General features: G+C 65.1%; 16 protein-coding genes. 8 read left to right on the top strand and 8 right to left on the bottom strand.

The genetic code is table 11. From position 1 onward, the window contains the following. Positions 1 to 38: 38 nt before the first annotated feature. The 6 genes from efp to IGW04_RS13285 all read right to left on the bottom strand — a co-directional run bounded on the left by efp (position 39) and on the right by IGW04_RS13285 (position 6,814). Entirely contained in the window at positions 39 to 596 is a 558-nt protein-coding gene (efp, locus tag IGW04_RS13310) for an elongation factor P (RefSeq protein WP_194713569.1), read from the bottom strand. Positions 597 to 786: 190 nt separating this feature from the next. Beyond that, entirely contained in the window at positions 787 to 1,938 is a 1,152-nt protein-coding gene (earP, locus tag IGW04_RS13305; RefSeq protein WP_194713568.1) for an elongation factor P maturation arginine rhamnosyltransferase EarP, read from the bottom strand. 10 nt (positions 1,939 to 1,948) lie between these two features. Next, the gene (locus tag IGW04_RS13300) at positions 1,949 to 2,749 is read right to left on the bottom strand and encodes a MetQ/NlpA family ABC transporter substrate-binding protein (protein ID WP_194713567.1); all 801 of its coding nucleotides are present in this window, start codon (positions 2,747 to 2,749) and stop codon (positions 1,949 to 1,951) included. A gap of 34 nt (positions 2,750 to 2,783) precedes the next feature. Continuing rightward, positions 2,784 to 3,437 carry a methionine ABC transporter permease gene (locus IGW04_RS13295; RefSeq protein ID WP_194713566.1) on the bottom strand — a complete coding sequence of 218 codons (654 nt, stop codon included), beginning with the start codon at positions 3,435 to 3,437 and terminating at the stop codon, positions 2,784 to 2,786. Beyond that, on the bottom strand, positions 3,427 to 4,476 hold the full coding sequence (locus IGW04_RS13290) for a methionine ABC transporter ATP-binding protein (protein WP_194713565.1): 1,050 nt from the start codon (positions 4,474 to 4,476) through the stop codon (positions 3,427 to 3,429). Before IGW04_RS13290 ends, IGW04_RS13295 begins: the two co-directional genes overlap by 11 nt. Positions 4,477 to 4,720: 244 nt before the next feature. Beyond that, positions 4,721 to 6,814 (bottom strand): diguanylate cyclase domain-containing protein, encoded by a 2,094-nt coding sequence (locus IGW04_RS13285; RefSeq protein ID WP_228527080.1) that lies wholly within the window; start codon positions 6,812 to 6,814, stop codon positions 4,721 to 4,723. A gap of 368 nt (positions 6,815 to 7,182) precedes the next feature. Here IGW04_RS13285 and IGW04_RS13280 point away from each other — a divergent pair, with 368 nt between their 5' ends. Genes IGW04_RS13280 through IGW04_RS13270 form a run of 3 tightly spaced genes read left to right on the top strand, consistent with a single transcriptional unit; the run spans position 7,183 to position 10,047 of the window. Further along, entirely contained in the window at positions 7,183 to 7,863 is a 681-nt protein-coding gene (locus tag IGW04_RS13280; RefSeq protein ID WP_194713563.1) for a hypothetical protein, read from the top strand. 20 nt (positions 7,864 to 7,883) lie between these two features. Continuing rightward, positions 7,884 to 8,957, top strand: coding sequence for a TAXI family TRAP transporter solute-binding subunit (locus tag IGW04_RS13275; RefSeq protein ID WP_194713562.1), 1,074 nt, complete (start codon positions 7,884 to 7,886; stop codon positions 8,955 to 8,957). 1 nt (position 8,958) lies between these two features. Beyond that, complete coding sequence (locus tag IGW04_RS13270; RefSeq protein WP_194713561.1) at positions 8,959 to 10,047, top strand: ankyrin repeat domain-containing protein; 1,089 nt, start codon at positions 8,959 to 8,961, stop codon at positions 10,045 to 10,047. A 152-nt stretch (positions 10,048 to 10,199) separates the two neighbouring features. On the opposite strand, the gene IGW04_RS13265 is transcribed toward IGW04_RS13270, so the two are convergent. Next, complete coding sequence (locus IGW04_RS13265) at positions 10,200 to 11,342, bottom strand: YsnF/AvaK domain-containing protein (protein WP_194713560.1); 1,143 nt, start codon at positions 11,340 to 11,342, stop codon at positions 10,200 to 10,202. 49 nt (positions 11,343 to 11,391) lie between these two features. After that, positions 11,392 to 11,853, bottom strand: coding sequence for a YsnF/AvaK domain-containing protein (locus tag IGW04_RS13260; RefSeq protein WP_194713559.1), 462 nt, complete (start codon positions 11,851 to 11,853; stop codon positions 11,392 to 11,394). A 212-nt stretch (positions 11,854 to 12,065) separates the two neighbouring features. Here IGW04_RS13260 and IGW04_RS13255 point away from each other — a divergent pair, with 212 nt between their 5' ends. The 5 genes from IGW04_RS13255 to IGW04_RS13235 all read left to right on the top strand — a co-directional run. Continuing rightward, positions 12,066 to 12,464, top strand: a complete 399-nt coding sequence (locus IGW04_RS13255) for a hypothetical protein (RefSeq protein ID WP_194713558.1) — start codon at positions 12,066 to 12,068, stop codon at positions 12,462 to 12,464. A 376-nt stretch (positions 12,465 to 12,840) separates the two neighbouring features. Continuing rightward, positions 12,841 to 13,863, top strand: coding sequence for a DctP family TRAP transporter solute-binding subunit (locus IGW04_RS13250; RefSeq protein ID WP_407672111.1), 1,023 nt, complete (start codon positions 12,841 to 12,843; stop codon positions 13,861 to 13,863). Between the two features lie 84 nt (positions 13,864 to 13,947). Further along, entirely contained in the window at positions 13,948 to 14,457 is a 510-nt protein-coding gene (locus IGW04_RS13245; RefSeq protein ID WP_194713557.1) for a TRAP transporter small permease, read from the top strand. Next, complete coding sequence (locus IGW04_RS13240) at positions 14,454 to 15,743, top strand: TRAP transporter large permease (protein WP_194713556.1); 1,290 nt, start codon at positions 14,454 to 14,456, stop codon at positions 15,741 to 15,743. Before IGW04_RS13245 ends, IGW04_RS13240 begins: the two co-directional genes overlap by 4 nt. 2 nt (positions 15,744 to 15,745) lie before the next feature. Then, positions 15,746 to 17,139, top strand: a 1,394-nt coding sequence (locus IGW04_RS13235; RefSeq protein ID WP_194713555.1) for an amidase, incomplete at its 3' end; no start/stop codon positions are given.

Here is a 17,139-nt window from a genome sequence, read left to right as displayed (position 1 = left end):
AGCAGATGCTGCAACCCCTTTTCTTCAGGAAGATGCGATTACTTCGCGCGGCTGCGGTATTCGCCGGTGCGGGTATCGATTTCGATCTTGTCGCCCTGGCCCACGAACAGCGGCACGTTGACGTTGAAGCCGGTGGAGATCTTGGCGGGCTTCAGGACCTTGCCCGACGTGTCGCCCTTGACGGCTGGCTCGGTGTAGGTCACTTCGCGCACGACGGTGGTCGGCAGTTCGACCGAGATCGCCTTCTCGTTGTAGAACACCACTTCGCACGGCATGCCGTCTTCGAGGTAGTTGATGGCTTCGCCGAGGTTCTCGCCTTCGACTTCGTACTGGTTGTACTCGCTGTCCATGAACACATACAGCGGATCGGCGAAATAGGAATAGGTGGCTTCCTTGCGATCCAGCGTGACGACGTCGAACTTGTCGTCTGCGCGGTAGACGGCTTCCTGGCCGGCGTCGGTCAGCAGGTTCTTCATCTTCATCTTGCAGACGGAAGAATTGCGGCCGGACTTGGTGTATTCGGTTTTCAGAACCACCATCGGCTCGCCCGAGACCATCACGACATTGCCGACGCGGATTTCTTGTGCGGTTTTCATAGCTGAATTTAAAAATGGGAAAAACGTTGGGAAAGATACGCGGCGGGCTGCCCGGCAGTGCCGCGCGCGGCCTGTTGTGCGGCCGCTCGCGAAAATAAAGCCTGCTATTCTAACCGATTTTCAGGGTGGCCCGCTAGAAGCCTGCAGCGTGGCAACGTTGGCCCGACGCCATATGGCGCAGCAGCCGCGTTCATGGCGTCCGCTCTGCGATGAAATCGAGCAGGTTGCCAGCCAGGTCGCCAAGACCGCGCAGTCGCTCGCACCAGTCGGCCATGTGCGCCTGCAGCGCCGGCAAGGACGCGCGCAGCGCGGGCCAGCGGGCGCCTACGTCGCCGTCGCCGTTCCATGCATGCCAGGCGTTCCGGCAGGCCTGCGCCGCCTCCGGCGCGAGGCCGGCGCAGTACAGCGCCAGGAAGGCATCGAGCTTGACGCGATGGGCGTCTTCCTGCTGAGGATAGATCTGCCATACCAGCGGCCGCCGGGCCCATTGGGCGCGCACCATGCTGTCCTCGCCACGCACGAAATTGAGGTCGCAGCACCAGAGCAGCCGGTCGTAGTCGGGCTGATCAAGAAACGGCACCTGCTGCAATGACAGGCTGCCCGCTTGCAACACCTCGCCCGGCGCCGGCAGCCTGCCGGCCCAGGCGGCGAGCTGCGCGCCGGCCACGCCCTGCGGCACCAGCAGCAGGCTCGGTTGCACATCGTCGCGCAACGCATTCAGCAGCGCCGGCAATGGCGCATGCGGATAGCAGAACAGGGAAATCAGCAGCGCATCAGGCGACGGCCGCACGCCCAGACTTGCCAGAAAACCGGCTTGCTGCGCGGCGTCGGCGGCAAACGCGGCGCGGCGCGCTTCCAGGCCGGCTTCGCGCAGCAGGCCGCCGGTGCCGGCTTCAAAGCCGGGAAAGAAGAAATACTTGGTCAGCGGCAGCCGCGGATGCGGCGACGGCAGGCCATGGCAGCCGGTCACCCAGTCTTCCGCGCTCAGGTATTCGAGGTTGATCCAGACCGGCGGCGCCGGCCGCTGCGCCATGGCCTGCTCGAAGGCAGGCGGCAGCATGCAGCCGAAGGCTTCGACCACCGCGTCGCCGATATCAGGCGGCGCCGGCAGCGCCATCGCCTCGTGCCAGCGACGCACGACCACCCCCTGCCGCCACTGCTCCTCCGCCCCCGGGTCGATTTCGGCGCAGATGCGCCGAAAGCTTGCCAGGTCGTCCACCCACAGCCTGACCGCGATGCCATGTTCGCCGGCCAGCTGGCGCGCCAGCCGCCAGCACACGCCGATGTCGCCGAAATTGTCGACGACCCGGCAGAACAGTTCCAGCGAACGCGGACCGGCCATGGCAGCCTGCTTACCAGGAGGTGATCACCGAGTCCTTGAACTTGGTGTTGATGAACTGCTTTACTTCGGCGCTGTGATACGCCTTGACCAGCTTGGCAACCCAGGGCTTGTCCTTGTCCTCGGTGCGCACCGCGATCACGTTGGCATACGGGCCCTTGGCGTCTTCCACGGCGATGGCGTCGCGGGTCGGGCTCAGGCCAGCGGATTCGGCATAGTTGCCGTTGATGGCGGCGGCGTCGAGGTCATCCAGCGAGCGCGGCAGCTGGGCGGCGTCGAGTTCGGCGATCTTCAGCTTCTTCGGGTTGGAGACGATGTCCAGCGCGGTCGCCTTCAGGCCGGCTTCGGGCTTCAACTTGATCAGGCCCTGCGATTGCAGCAGCAGCAGGCCGCGGCCGCCGTTGGTCGGGTCGTTCGGCACGCCGAAACGGGCGCCGTCCTTCAGGTCCTTCAGCGACTTGATCTTCTTCGAGTAGATGCCCATCGGGAAGGTGATGGTGTAGCCCACCGAGGTGAACTTGTAGCCGCGGTCCTTGATCTGGGCTTCCAGGTAAGGCAGGTGCTGGTAGCTGTTGGCGTCGAGGTCGCCGGCGGCCAGCGCGGCATTCGGCTGGACATAATCGGAAAACTCGACGATCTGCAGCTTCACGCCATCCTTCTCGACCACCTTCTTCACGGCTTCCATGATCTGGGCATGCGGGCCGGCGGTGACGCCGATCTTGATCGGCTTGTCCTGCGCCTGCAGCGGCGCGGCGTAGACGGCGGCGACGAGGCCGGCGAGCGCGGCGGTTTTCAACAGTTGACGACGTTTCATGGATTTTCCTTTTGTAGTTGAGGACTGCAAGAAATCAGCGGTGGCGCAGGCGGCGCACCAGCCAGTCGCCGAGCGACTGCACCAGCTGCACGAACACGATCAGGATCAGCACCACCATCAGCATCACTTCCGGCAGGAAGCGCTGGTAGCCGTAGCGGATGCCGACGTCGCCCAGCCCGCCGCCGCCAATGGCGCCAGCCATCGCCGAATAGCCGACCAGGCTGACGAAGGTGATGGTCAGGCCGGCGACGATGCCGGGAAAGGCTTCGGGCACCAGCACCTTGAACACGATCTGGCGGGTGGTGGCGCCCATCGCCTGCGCCGCCTCGATCAGGCCGCGGTCGACTTCGGCCAGCGCCGTTTCCACCAGCCGCGCGACGAAGGGCGCGGCGGCGATGGTCAGCGGCACGATGGCGGCGGCGGTGCCGATCGACGAGCCGACGAAGAAGCGGGTCAGCGGGATCACCGCCACCAGCAGGATGATGAAGGGCGTCGAACGCACCGCGTTGACCACCAGGCCGGCCACCCGGTTGAAGGCCGGATTGGGCAGGATGCCGCGGCTGTCGGTCAGGTACAGCAGGATGCCCAGCGGCACCCCGATCAGCCCGCCCAAGAGGCCGGACACGCCCACCATCAGCAGGGTTTCGCCAAAGGCGCCGATGAACAGGTCGAGCATTTCAGATGACATGGTTCAGCTCCTCCACCACCACGCCGTGGGTGCGGAAAAATTGCACGGCTTCGGCCACCTGGGCCGGCTCGCCGCTGGCCAGCACGGCCAGCGAGCCGAACGCCTGGCCCTGGATCTCGTCGATCTGGCCGTGCAGGATATTGAAATCAAGCCCGAAGCGGCGCACCGCTTCCGACAGCAGCGGCTGGTCCACGCCCGAGCCGGTGAAGGCGAAGCGGAACAGGTGGTCGCGGCCGGTGCCGGCGCGGGTATCGGCCAGGCGCGCACGCACCCTCTCCAGAACGCCACGCGGCAACTCCTGGGAAATCACGTCGCCGATCAGGGCGCGGGTGACTTCATGCTGCGGTTGCCGGAACACGTCGATCACGGCTCCATGCTCGATCACCCGGCCGGCATCCATCACCGCCATGCGGTCGCAGACCGCCTTGATCACTTCCATCTGGTGGGTGATTAGCACGATGGTCAGGCCCAGCTCGCGGTTAATGCGGCGCAGCAGTTCCAGGATGGAGCGGGTGGTTTCCGGGTCCAGCGCCGAGGTGGCCTCGTCCGACAACAGCACCTTGGGCTGGTTGGCCAGCGCGCGGGCAATGCCCACGCGCTGCTTCTGGCCGCCGCTGATCTGGGCAGGATAGCGGTCCTGCTGCTGGGTGAGTCCAACCAGTTCGAGCAGCGGGCCGACCCGCTTGTCGATCTCGGCGGCGGCCATGCCGGCCAGTTCCAGCGGCAGCGCCACGTTCTGGCGCACGGTGCGCGAGGACAGCAGGTTGAAGTGCTGGAAGATCATGCCGATCTCGCGGCGCGCGGCGCGCAGTTCGCTGGCGTTCAGCGCGGTCATGTCGCGGCCATCGACCAGGATGCGGCCTTCGCTTGGCCGGTTCAGCATGTTAAGGGTGCGCACCAGCGTGCTCTTCCCGGCGCCGCTGCGGCCGATGATGCCGAAAATTTCGCCCCGGGCGATCTGCAGGCTGACATCGCGCACCGCGTCGACCGGACCGTGGGCGCCGGCAAAGCGCTGGGAAACGGATTCTATCTGGATCATGTGATTGTCGGGCCGCATCGCTTGCGCCCATGGACGCGGCAAACAGCGCTGCGGCGTCGCGTTTTGCAAAGTCGGCAATTTTAGGGCTATTGACAGCCAAGCGGAAATACATTTTTTCAAGTCCGCCATGCGAATGGCGTATAAGAGCCGCTGATGGATTCCGGGCGAGGCCTGGAAGCCAATGGCGCCGGCACAGGGTTCATGACAGGCGCCGAGGCTGCCGCAGGGCGGCCGCAGGCGGGTCTCAGGCCGGCAGCGCCAGCGCAAAACGGCTCTTGCCGCCCTTCTTGGCCTCGTACATTGCCGCATCCGCCCGGCACAGCAGGGTATCGGCCCGTTCGCTGGAACCAGGCTCATGCATGGCAATGCCGATCGATCCGCTCAGCTGCACGGTAGCCGCCTCGAGCGCGAATGGCTCGGCCAGCACCACCAGCAGCTTGCGGGCGACCTCGAGCGCATCGTCGCGCGCTCTCAGCAGGTCCAGCAGCACGACGAATTCATCGCCTGCCAGGCGCGCCACGAGGTCGGTGCGGCGCACGGTGGAAACGATGCGCTGCGCCAGGATGCGCAGCAGCTCGTCGCCGGCATCATGGCCGTATCGGTCGTTGATTCCCTTGAAGCCATCCAGGTCGAGAAAGAACACCGCCAGGGGCTTGCCGGTGCGCCCGGCCCGCGCCAGCGCTTCCGGCAGCTTGTGCATCAGCGCGCGGCGATTCGGCAGGTCGGTGAGCATGTCCTTCATGGCCATGCTTTCCAGCGAGGCATGCAGGGCGCGGCGGGCAGTGATGTCATGCATGAAGGCGATGAACAGGTGGCCGGTGCGGCGCGTCACATGGGCCACCGACACCTCCACCGGCACACTGACGCCATCGCGCCGCAGCACCTCGATTTCCACCCGCTGGTTGACCATGGCCGAATCGCCATGTTCGAGGAACTGCCGCATGCCGATCTGGCGCGCCGCGCGCATTTGCGGCGTCAGGATCGTGTCCACCAGCGATCGTCCCAGCATCTCGGAACGGGTCCATCCCAGCAGACGCTCCGCCTGGCCGTTCCATTCCTGCACGTTGAAATGCTCGTCGAAGGCAATGAAGGCGTCATTGGCGTTATGCAGCGTCGCCCGCAGTTCCGCTTCGCTTTCCTGCAGTTGGGTCTGGATCTGGCGCTGCTTTTCCAGCGCCTGCTCCAGCTGGCGCGCCTTGGCCTCGATCTCGTGGGTGCGCACGCGCACCGTCTGCTCAAGGTTTTCATTGAGACGCTGCAGCGATGCAAGGTGCCGTTCCTCCCGCCGCACCATGTCGGCCAGGGTGGACGACAGCAGGTGCACTTCATGAAACTGGCTGACCACGGGCACCTGCGTGGGATGCTCCGGTTCGTAATGTTCAAAGGCGTCGGCAAGGCTGATCAGCGGCGCCGACACCCGGCGCGCGAACAGCAGGCCGGCGCCGCCAAGCAGCAGCGCCAGCGCTGCGCCAACCAGGATGATGCGGTCTTGCAGCACGTCGAAGTCGGCCATCGCGTCCCGGTAGGGCTGGCGCACCAGGACCGCCCACTTCAATGTCGGGAAACCCACTTCCTGGCCGGTCAGCGCAAAGCCGGTAAGGTAACGTTCTCCGTCTGCCATTTCATCCACCGCGCCGCTGGCGCCGCGACGCGCGCGTTCCACCGCCGGCGAGGCGAGCGTCTTTTCTTCCATGGACTTGGGGCCAAGCAGCACCGTGTCGTCATTGCGCACGATCAGGATCTGCAGGCCGTATTGCTGGCTGGCCGGGGCCAGCAGGTTTTTCGCGATCTCGCGCGCCCAGCCCCAACTCAGGTGGGCGCCCATGATGCCGCGCACCGAGCCGTCCCGACGCAGCACCGGAACCGACACGTCGACGAACCGCCACGGGTCGGCGCCCGGCGGCAATTTCTTCTCCAGCAACAGCGCAGGATGATAATCGACTGCAGCCACCCCGGAACGCGCATTCTGGAACCACGGCCGGCTGCTGACGTCCTTGCCTTCGAGAAGTTTCTGGGTGGCGGCATAGACAGTGCCGTCCGGATTGGCCACGCCTATCCACGCATAATTGGGCGCCATGCGCTGCATGTGCTCCATGGCGCGCCGCATGTCGGCCGGCTCGCTCGCCTCCCTCACCTCGGTCAGTTCGGACAGCAGGCTCAGATCGGAAAACGCATCCTGCATGCCGCGATTGAGGGAGTCGCGCATCTGCCAGGCGAGCTGCTGCAGCCGCACGCCGGCCTGGCGCTGCGCGTAATTGCGTGCAAATTCGTCGACCACCGCCACCAGGACGAACACCGTCATTAGCACGGTGCCGCAGATACCCATGGTGATCATCATGGAAAGACGCGGGCGGGAGGACGATGTGGATAGGGTCATCAGGAAAATGAAAGAGCCGCTCCGGCAATTTCCGGAAAAGCCGAAGGATAACAAAAGCGCGTTGCCGCAAGCCTATGCAAAGCGGCCAAAAACCACATCATTTCTCTGCTTTGCGGCTGTCCGGCGCTCTGGCCATGAGGATCGGGCGGCATGGCAGCCTGCTGTCAGGGCAGCCAGCCGATGTCACTCATGCAAAGTTTAACAATCCACTCACCGCACTAACCTTTTTCGTTATAATTTGCTAAGTTCTTGTCTTGCAAGAACATGAATCCCGCAGGCAAGTATTTAACATTGTTTTAAACAATTTATCATTTCCACGAGGACGGACCATGAGTCGTCTATTTTCCCAACTGGAAAATATTGGCCACGACCGAACGGATGTGGAGAGGCCAGCCGCAAGTCAGGAAGCCGGCACTGCAGGCGCCCCGCCGGCTTCCGCAGAAGCCAGGCCGCACAACCTGTCCGCCGCGCCATCGGCTGCAGCGGACGTTCCGTCCAGGCCGAATTACGGTTCGTCATCGACCGCATCGTCGCAGATACCGGGCTATGCGATCGCCTCGCAGCTCTCGCTGTCTTCCAGGCCTGCGGCTCCTGCCGAACCGTCACGGACGACCTGGCCGGTAAGATTATGGTTTCTTTCGCTGCTGGCGCTGATCGGCCTTTCGCTGGCCATGCTGCTCTCACCGCGCGACGACACCACGGCGGCACAACGTGCGGCGCCACGGCCAGCCGGCATCGCGCCGGAGCCCACGGAAGACGACGAGCCGTCGTTACCGCCTGTCCAGCCGGCGCCGCCGGCGAAGGCGATGGCGGCCGTTGAGAACAGGCCCACGACAGCCGCGGCGTCCGTCGCCAAACCCGCCGACAAGCCCGTCGCCCGGCGCCAGCTTTCCGAGCCTTCCCAGCCGCTGGCCGACTCACCCGCCACCCCACCCCGCGCGCCGGCTGGCGACGCCGGCTGCAGCGCGGCCATGGCGGCAATGAATCTTTGCAGCGCATCCCATCCATAACGACAGAACGAGGAGCCGACATGAGACGCCTGATCCCCCTGCTGCTGACGCTTGCTCTGCTGCCCGCGATTGCGCAGGCAAGAGCCGAATTCAAGATCGTCACGGCATCCGAGCGCGGCACTTATATCCAGATCGGACGCGACCTGGCCAAGTACATCGCCGATCCGGCCGACATCAGCCTGGAAGTGCTGCCCTCCAAGGGCTCGGCCGACAATGTGGCGCGCCTGCGCGACGAGCCGGGCGTGAAATTCGCGCTGGTGCAATCCGACGTCTACCAGGCCTTCCTGGACCAGGCGGCCAGCGGCAACCGTTCCGCCGGCCGCATCATCAGGCCGCTGCGCGTGGTGATGCCGCTCTACAACGAGGAAATCTATTTCGTCACCCGCGCCGATTCGCCGCTCAACTACATCCACGAAATCAAGGACAAGAAGCTCAGCATCGGGCCGGTGGGCAGCGGCACCGCGCTGTCAGCCACTACCCTGTACCGGCTGATGTTCAACCAGCCGCTGCCGGAAGCCAACGCGACCTATATCAGCAATGAAGAGGCGCTGATCAAGCTGACCACCGACAAGTCGGTGGATGTGGCCGTCATTGTCGCCGGCCAGCCGGCCAAGCTGTTTGCCGACATGAAGCCGGAAGCGCGCCAGTTCATCAAGCTGCTCAAGCTCGACGACAAGGCGGCGGAAACCCGGCGCGCGGTGGAAACCTACTATCCAGCGGCGATCCGCCCATCCAGCTATCCGAACTGGATCACCGAGGAAGTGCCGACGCTGACGGTCAAGGCCTTCCTGGTCACCTATGACTACAACCTGCAGCACACTACGCGCTACCTGAATGCCTTCGCCGAATCGCTGTGCCAGAACTTCGATCAGCTGCAGGCGCAGGGACATGCCAAGTGGAAGGAAGTGAAGCTGGAGTTGCCGGCGCTGGGCAAGGGCTGGAGCTATTACCCGCCCATGGAGCGCACCATGCGCAACTGCATCGCGCAGCGTGCCGCGCAGGCCGGCAGCAGGCCGGCGGCAGCGCCCGGAGCCGCTGCGCCGGCCCGGGCCTGCACCCAGCAGGAAAAAGTGCTGGGCCTGTGTGGAAGCTGACGTGGCGGCCTTGACCGGGGCATCCGCGCCATCGTTGATCCTCGCCGGCACAGACCTGACAGCGCTGTGCATGCTGACCGGCGTGCTGGCCGTCAGCGCCTGGTATTGCCTGTCGCCACCACCGGTGCTGCGCCACACTGCCCCCTCGGCCGGACAACGGCATGGCTTCCTGCTTGCGCTGTGCGCGCTGGCGGCGCCCCTGCTGCTGTTTGCCAGCCTGGCTGGCGCCCTGGCGCTGGCGCAGCAGGCCGGCATGGCGCTGCCGGCAACGCATCCGGCGCGCCTGCTGGTGTGGGGCGTGTATGCAGTCATCGGCCTGGCACAGCTGTTTGCGTTGCAGCGCCTGGCCTACTGGCCCGCGCCACGGCTGCGGCGCCTGATGCCGCTCGCTGCCAGCGCCCTGCTGCTGCTGCCGCTGGCGACCGGCACGGCGCTTCTGGCGCTGGAACATCGCTTTCTGGCGCCGGGCAGCATCCCGGGAATGATCATCGCTGCTGCGGCCGGGGCAGCGGCCAGCGGCATCCTGCTGTGGCTGCCGGTGCAATGGCGCAACTGCATTCCGGCTGACGCCGGCGCCGGCAGGACCGAACCGGTGATGGCATCGGCCGAAACAACCGCAGCACCGCAGCCAACCGTGGATGGTGACGCTGCCGTACAAGGCCAGGCCGTCCGCAGCGCGGCGCAGGAAATGGAAAGCCGGCTGCAGGAGATCGCGGCCATGCTGGAACAGGAGAAAAGCACGGCCGAAGAGGAGCGGCATGCCCGGGATGAAATCCTGTATGCGTCCGCAATGAAGCAGCAGGTGAATTCCCAGAAATTCCTGTTCGAGAGCGGCCTGCCCTGCAACCTGTCCATGCTGGTCAATGGCCTGATCATTCTCGACCTGCCGCTGGACATGCATGACCATGTGCGCGGCGATACCCTGCTGCACGCGGCCGTCCGCGAGGGCGATGCCGCACTGGTGCGGCAGCTGCTGGATCACGGCGTCAGCGTTTCCGCCCCGAACTGGGCCGGGCTCAGCGCGCGGGCCGGCGCCGAGAATGCCGAGATACAGGCACTGCTGGATGCGGCGGAAACGCCTGCCCGCTGAGCCGGCGCACTAGCCTGAACAGGCGCGCTCCTGGACATCGGCGCGCAACTTCGAACACAAAAAAACACGCCCGCGATGCTGCATCGCGGGCGTGTCGCTTTCGCTGCCGGCCCCGCTTAGCCCGTCAGGCCAAACGAGGTACGGGCATCAGCCTAGCGGCGCTGGCCGGTGACCCGCTCCCAGCCGTGGCGCACGGCGGCCTTGAAGCGCTCCCAGTCACTGCCGGGGTACTTGGTCTGCCAGTCGCTGCGGGCGTTGGTCTCGATCTCGTCCCAGGAACGGTCCTTGTAGCGGGTGTCCGAACCCAGCGTCGAGCCATAGCGGTAGGCCGGCGCATAGTCGTCGTAGCTGCCGCCCATCGATGCGTAGCGGGTGTTCCAGTCGCTACGGAAGTCATCGTCATAGTCAGCCGACGTACGGGTGGCGGCCATGTTGTCGGCGGTCGTGCCCATCATGCTGCCGGTGGCGCCAGCCGCGGCGGCGGTCGTCCTGCGGCCGTCGTTCTGCACATCCACCACGGTGTTGCGGACCGTGTCGGTCACCTGCTCGGTACGCTCGGACGCAGTCTTGCCGACCACGACTTCCTCCACCACGCGGGCGCTCTTGCTGACCACGGCCTTCTCCGCGGTTTCCCGCACTTCGATGCTCTGGTCGCGCAGCGCATTCAGGTCGGCCTCGGATGCAGGACGATCGACCGGACGGCGCTCGATGCTGGCATGCTCCTCGCGCAGCGTGACCGATTCCTTGACCGGGGTCTCAACCATGCGCGAGACCACGCGCACCGCGCCCAGGTCGACCTGGCGCTTGCCCACTTCCAGTTCTTCCTGCACCACTGGAATCACGCGGGCGCGCTCCTTCTCTATCTCATCGCGGGTATAGGGCGCTGCATCGCTGCGATAACCCTCGTAGCCGGTGGCGCGCCATTCCGCGACACGTTTTTCGATATCGACTGCGCCGGTGGCAGCCAGCGCTTCGCGGGCACTCTCGACACGGCTTTCATCCGACACCGTGACGGCCACCACGGCGCCGCCGCGGCGCACGGCTTCCGAGTAATGGCCGGCATCGTCCTGGTCCGGCCCGAACAGGTCGGCAAAGAAATTGCGCACGCTGTCCATGAAGCCGACATCATCGTCGCGCGTGGTCGTGGTAGTGCCCGTCGTACCTGTCGTGCCGATGTCGGCGCCGTGGGCGCGAACCTGCACGTCATTGGCCGAGAAGCCGCGGGTAATCAGTTGCTGCTTGGCCCGCTCGGCGTGGTCATACGTATCGAATACGCCTATCACTGTCTGGTCCATGTCTTTGCTCCTTCAGTTGGCTGCTTGGTTTTGTGACAAGTGGCTAACGCTATCGCGCAGGGTCGGGCTTCCAGGTTCCGCTCTCTGCGTCATAACGCTCCACCACCGCTTCTTCCCGCTTCACGCTGAGTTGCTGCGCACCCTGCTCGACATGGCGTCGCGTCGTGATGCGCACTTCTTCCAGCAACACCAGATGCCTGGTGATGACTTCCTTGAATACCGGAATCACCAGCGTGTCGCCCTCCTGCCGGGAGTGGAATTTATCCTCCACGATCCGGTTCACCGGCACCCTCGTAATGCTCACTTCTTCCTGCGTCAGCGGCATGTCGATGGTGCGGCTTTCCTCATGCACGATCTTTCTCACGCGCACGGCGCCGGTTTCCACCGTCACCTTGCGCACATCCAGCTGTTCCTCGATGACGGGCAGCACCCGCTGCTCGTCGTTCTGCAGCGTGCCGGAAACGGACTGCGGATCGGCGTGCGGCGGCTGATTGCCTTGCTGCTGGTTCATTGGATGCCTCGGAAAGAATCGGGTGTTGTATTCTTTGCCAAAGACCGGATATTAGGAATCAGACATCCACGCTTAAGGATGTAAGCGCTTTCCGACGTCCGGCGTTACAGATAGACAGTGCCGCAGATACATCTTGTAACCACGCTTACCGCTGCACAGCGCCTGCGCGGCGGCTTTGGCGTTTTAATGGGCGCCTACGAATGGAGATCGCAATGAAGCTCATTTCTTCCGCAATCCTGTCCCTGCTGGCCGGCGCCGCGCTGCTGGCTGCCGCCCCGGCGATGGCGCGGGTGGATGTGGACATCAATGTGGGCGTTCCCGGCGCCTATGTCGCCCCCTCGCCCTATGGTCCGCCGCCCCGCTATATCGCGCCGCCACCGCGCTACATTGCCCCGCCGCCGGTGTATGGCGCGCCCAGCTATGGCTATGTGCAGCCTGGCACGGTCTATGTCCAGCCGGGCCCGGTGTATGTACAGCCCCGCCCGTTGTATCGCGACGAATGGCGCGAACGGCATTGGCATGATCACCGCTATGGTCCACGCTGGGACCGCGACGGCGACGGCGTGCCAAACCGCCATGACCGGCGCCCCGACAATCCCTGGCGTTATTGAAAGACGCCCCGTCATAGCCAAGGCCGGCCTCGCATTCCCCGAGGCCGGCCTTTTTGTAGGGCGGAATACCCCGCAAGGGGCATTCCGCCATTGGTCGATCAGGGAAGCTGGCCGATATGCCCATCCCCGTTTGCGAACGGCGGTGCAATGCCCTTCGGGTATTGCACCCTACTAGACTGCAGCATGACTGGTTTTGAACTCTGCAATGGACCAAGCTTCGGCATAAGCCCCGCCGGCGCATACAAAGCCAGGCCATTGCCCGCCCCCTCCAGTTGCCTCCTTCACAAGATTGCTGTAAAACAGCGGGTGCCTTGCGCACCCCTATTCAGAGCGGCGCTCCCTCCGGAATGCAGCCGCCAGCCACTTGGAGAAGATCTTGAAGAAAACCCTGTTCGCCGCGGCAATCGCTGCCGCCTTCGCCGTATCCATGCCTGCCTTCGCGCAGCAGAAATACCAGCCCGAGTACCGCCTTTCCACCGTGCTGGGCACCGCCTTCCCCTGGGGCAAGGGCGGCGAGCGCTGGGCCGAACTGGTGAAGGACAAGACCCAGGGCCGCATCAACATCAAGATGTATCCCGGCACCTCGCTGGTGGCAGGCGACCAGACCCGCGAATTCACCGCGATCCGCCAGGGCGTGATCGATCTCGCCGTCGGCTCGTCGATCAACTGGTCGCCGCAGGTGAAGGAGCTGAACCTGTTCTCGCTGCCTTTCCTGCTGCCGGACTACAAGGCGCTGGACGCGCTGACCCAGGGCCAGACCGGCAAGGAGCTGTTCAAGGTACTGGAAAAGAACGGCGTGGTGCCGCTGGCATGGGGTGAAAACGGCTATCGCGAGATCAGCAATTCCAAGCACGAGATCCGCACGCCGGCCGACATGAAGGGCATGAAGTTCCGCGTGGTCGGCTCGCCGCTGTTCAACGACACCTTCACCGCGCTGGGCGCGAACCCGACACAGATGAGCTGGGCCGATGCGCAGCCGGCGCTGGCTTCGGGCGCGGTCGATGGCCAGGAGAACCCGGTGTCGGTCTTTACCGGCGCCAAGATCCATGCGGTCGGCCAGAAATACATGACGGTCTGGGGCTATGTCGCCGACCCGCTGATCTTCGTGGTCAACAAAAAGGTCTGGGAGAGCTGGAGCAAGGCTGACCAGGACGCGGTGCGCGAAGCGGCCGTACAGGCAGGCAAGGAAGAAACCGCGCTGGCGCGCAAGGGCCTGACTGCTTCCGACAGCAGCGCCTACAAGGAAGTCGAGGCCACCGGCGTCAAGGTGACCCGCCTGTCCGAAGCCGAACTGGCGCCCTTCCGACAGATGACCCGGCCGGTATATGACAAGTGGGCCAAGACCATCGGCCCCAACCTGGTGAAGCAGGCCGAAACCGACATCGCCGCCCGCAAGTAAGCTTTCCGCGTCACGCCCGCCGCCTGCCCCACTGCCGGCGGCGTTTTTCTTACGCGGTCGCTGGCCGCATCCTGCCTGAAAACCATGAGTGAATTGCCTGAAAAAGACGACGCCCCGGAAGACCATCCGCGGGTGCCGCTCAGGATAGAGGAAGCCTGCGCCGCGCTGGCCATGGCCCTGATCTGCATCATTACCTTCGCCAATGTGCTGGTGCGCTATTTCACCAGCGTATCCTTCGCCTTTACCGAGGAATTCTCGATCTTCCTGATGGTGGTGCTGACCCTGTTCGGCGCGGCCGCCGCCTTTGCGCGCGACCGCCACATCAAGATGACCTTCATCACCGACCGGCTGCCGCGCCCGATGTCGCGCCTCTTCGACATGGTGTCGATGGCGCTGGGCATCGTGATGTTCGCCGTGATGGCCTGGTATGGCTATTTCCTGTTCCTCGACGACTGGCAGTACGACACCACCTCGCCCGGCATCGGCATACCGCAATGGATCTACAGCCTCTGGCTGCCCCTGCTGTCGGTGCTGATCTGCCTGCGCATCCTGGGACGCCTGATCCGCGTGGCGCGCGCCGGAGGCCGCCCATGATCGCCGAAGGCAGCCTGATCCTCTTTCTCGGCTTTGCGCTGCTGATGGCCATCGGCGCGCCGCTGGCGGTGGCGCTGGGCATCAGCGGCACCGCGGTCATTTTGATCGAGGGCCTGGGCATCATGTCGGTGCCGACCAATGCCTACAACGGCATCGCCAAGTATCCCCTGCTGGCGCTGCCGGTCTTCATCCTGGCCGGCATGATGTTCGAGCGCGCCGGCGTGGCGCTGCGCATCGTGCGCTTCGCTTCCGCCGTGGTGGGCAAGCGGCGCGGCGCGCAGGGCATCGTCGCGATCCTGGTGTGCATGTTCCTGGGCGGCATTTCCGGCTCGGGGCCGGCCGATGCCGCCGCGGTGGCGATGGTGATGATTCCCGCGATGTTCAAGCAGGGCTACCCGAAGACCTTCTCCGCCACGCTGATCGCCGCCGCAGGCTCCACCGCGATCCTGATTCCGCCTTCGGTGGCGCTCATCCTCTACAGCGTGCTGGTGCCGTCGGCCTCGGTGCCGGCGCTGTTCGCCGGCGGCGTGGTGCCCGGCATCATGGCGGGCCTGTCGCTGATTATCCCCACCCTGTATTTCTCATACAGGAACGGCTGGGGCACGGCGTCGGACGAGGCCACGCCGCGCTTCTGGGACAGCTTCAAGGAAGCGATCTGGGGCCTGCTGGCGCCGGTGATCATCCTCGGCGGCCTGCGCACCGGGCTGTTCACGCCAACCGAGGCGGCGGTGGTGGCGGCCTTCTACGGCCTGTTCGTCGGGCTTTTCGTGTACCGCACGCTGACGCTGAGGAAGGTATATGAAGTGCTGGTGGAATCGGCGGAGATCTCCGCTGTCGTGCTGCTGATCATCTCGCTGGCCGGCGTGTTCGCCCATGCCGGCTCGACCCTGGGCGCGTTCGATGCCTTCGCCAAGCTGCTGCTGGGCTTCACCTCGAACGAGGCGCTGATGCTGCTGATGATCACCATCATGATGCTGATCGCCGGCATGCTGCTCGACGCGGTGTCGATCTTCCTGGTGTTCCTGCCCATCCTGCTGCCCATCGTGGCGGCCTACAAGTGGGACCCGGTCTGGTTCGGCATCATCCTGACGATGAACATGGCCATCGGCCAGTTCACGCCGCCCATGGCGGTCAACCTGATGGTCACCACCCGCATCGCCGGCGTCACCATGGAATCCACCGTGCGCTGGGCTCTCTGGATGGTAGGCTCGATGCTGGTGGCGCTGCTGCTGGTGACCGCCTTCCCGCAACTGGCGCTGTGGCTGCCGCAATCCCTGGGATATTGACGATGAACGACGATCTCTGTTTTCTTTCCGCCGTCGAGATGGCGGCACAGGTCCGCGCCGGCCGGCTGTCGGCGCGCGAGGTGATGGCAGCGCATCTGGCGCGCATCGAAGCGGTCAACCCGAAGGTCAATGCGGTCGTCACCCTGCATGCCGAGCAGGCGATGGCCGCGGCGCTCGCGGCCGACGAGGCGCAGGCGCGCGGCGAGCCGCTCGGCCCGCTGCATGGCCTGCCGGTGCTGCACAAGGACCTGATCATGACGCGGGGCATGCGCACCACCTACGGCTCGAAGGTGCATGAAGACTATGTGCCGACCCGTAGCGCGCTGCTGGTGGAACGGCAGCAGGCGGCAGGCGCGATCAGCATCGGCAAGACCAACACGCCCGAGTTCGGCGCCGGCTCGCAGACCTTCAACGCCGTCTTCGGCGCTACCCGCAATCCCTACGACCTGAGCAAGACCTGCGGCGGCTCGTCCGGCGGTTCGGCGGTGGCCCTGGCGACCGGCATGGCGCCGCTGGCCGACGGCACCGACATGGGCGGCTCGCTGCGCTGCCCGGCCAATTACTGCAATGTGGTCGGCATGCGGCCCTCGGTCGGCCGGGTGCCGGACTTCCCTTCGCAGAACGGCTGGAGCAACCTGTCGGTGCATGGCCCGATGGCGCGCAGCGTGGCCGACCTGGCGCTGCATCTGTCGGTGATGGCAGGCCATGATGCGCGCGACCCGATGGCCATCAGCCAGGGCGGCGAGCAGTTCCGCGCGCCGCTGGAGAGCGACCTGCGCGGCAAGCGCATCGCCTGGAGCATGGACCTGGGCGGGCTGCCGGTCGATCCACGGGTAACGAAGGTGCTGGATGCGCAGCGCAGGACGTTCGAGGAACTCGGCTGCATCGTCGAGGAAGACTGCCCGGACTTCCGCGATGCGCACGACATCTTCATGACGCTGCGCGCCTATGCCTTCGAGCTGCATTACGGCGCCATCATGGACCGCCATCCCGGCGTGCTGAAGGACACCATCGTCTGGAACATCGAGGCCGGCCGCAAGCTGAGCGCTTCCCAGCTGGCGCGGGCGGAAAAGCTGCGCACGGCGCTGTTCATGCGCATGCACCGCTTCATGGAGAAATATGATTTCCTGGTGGCGCCAGTGAACCAGGTGCCGCCGTTCGACATCGACCAGCCCTATGTGGACGAGATCGCCGGCGTGAAGATGGACAACTACATCGACTGGATGCGCTCCTGCTACTACATCACCGCCACCACCCACCCCGCGATGTCGGTGCCGGCCGGCTTCACAGCGGAAGGATTGCCGGTGGGCCTGCAGATCGTCGGGCGGCACCAGGGCGAGCTGGCGCTGCTGCAGGTGGCGCATGGGTTCGAGGCCGCCACTGGCGCCGGCAAGCG

The sequence above is a fragment of the Noviherbaspirillum soli genome, assembly GCF_015352955.1.
Classification (GTDB): domain Bacteria; phylum Pseudomonadota; class Gammaproteobacteria; order Burkholderiales; family Burkholderiaceae_D; genus Noviherbaspirillum_A; species Noviherbaspirillum_A soli.
This window is presented reverse-complemented; position numbering and strand designations above follow the sequence as displayed.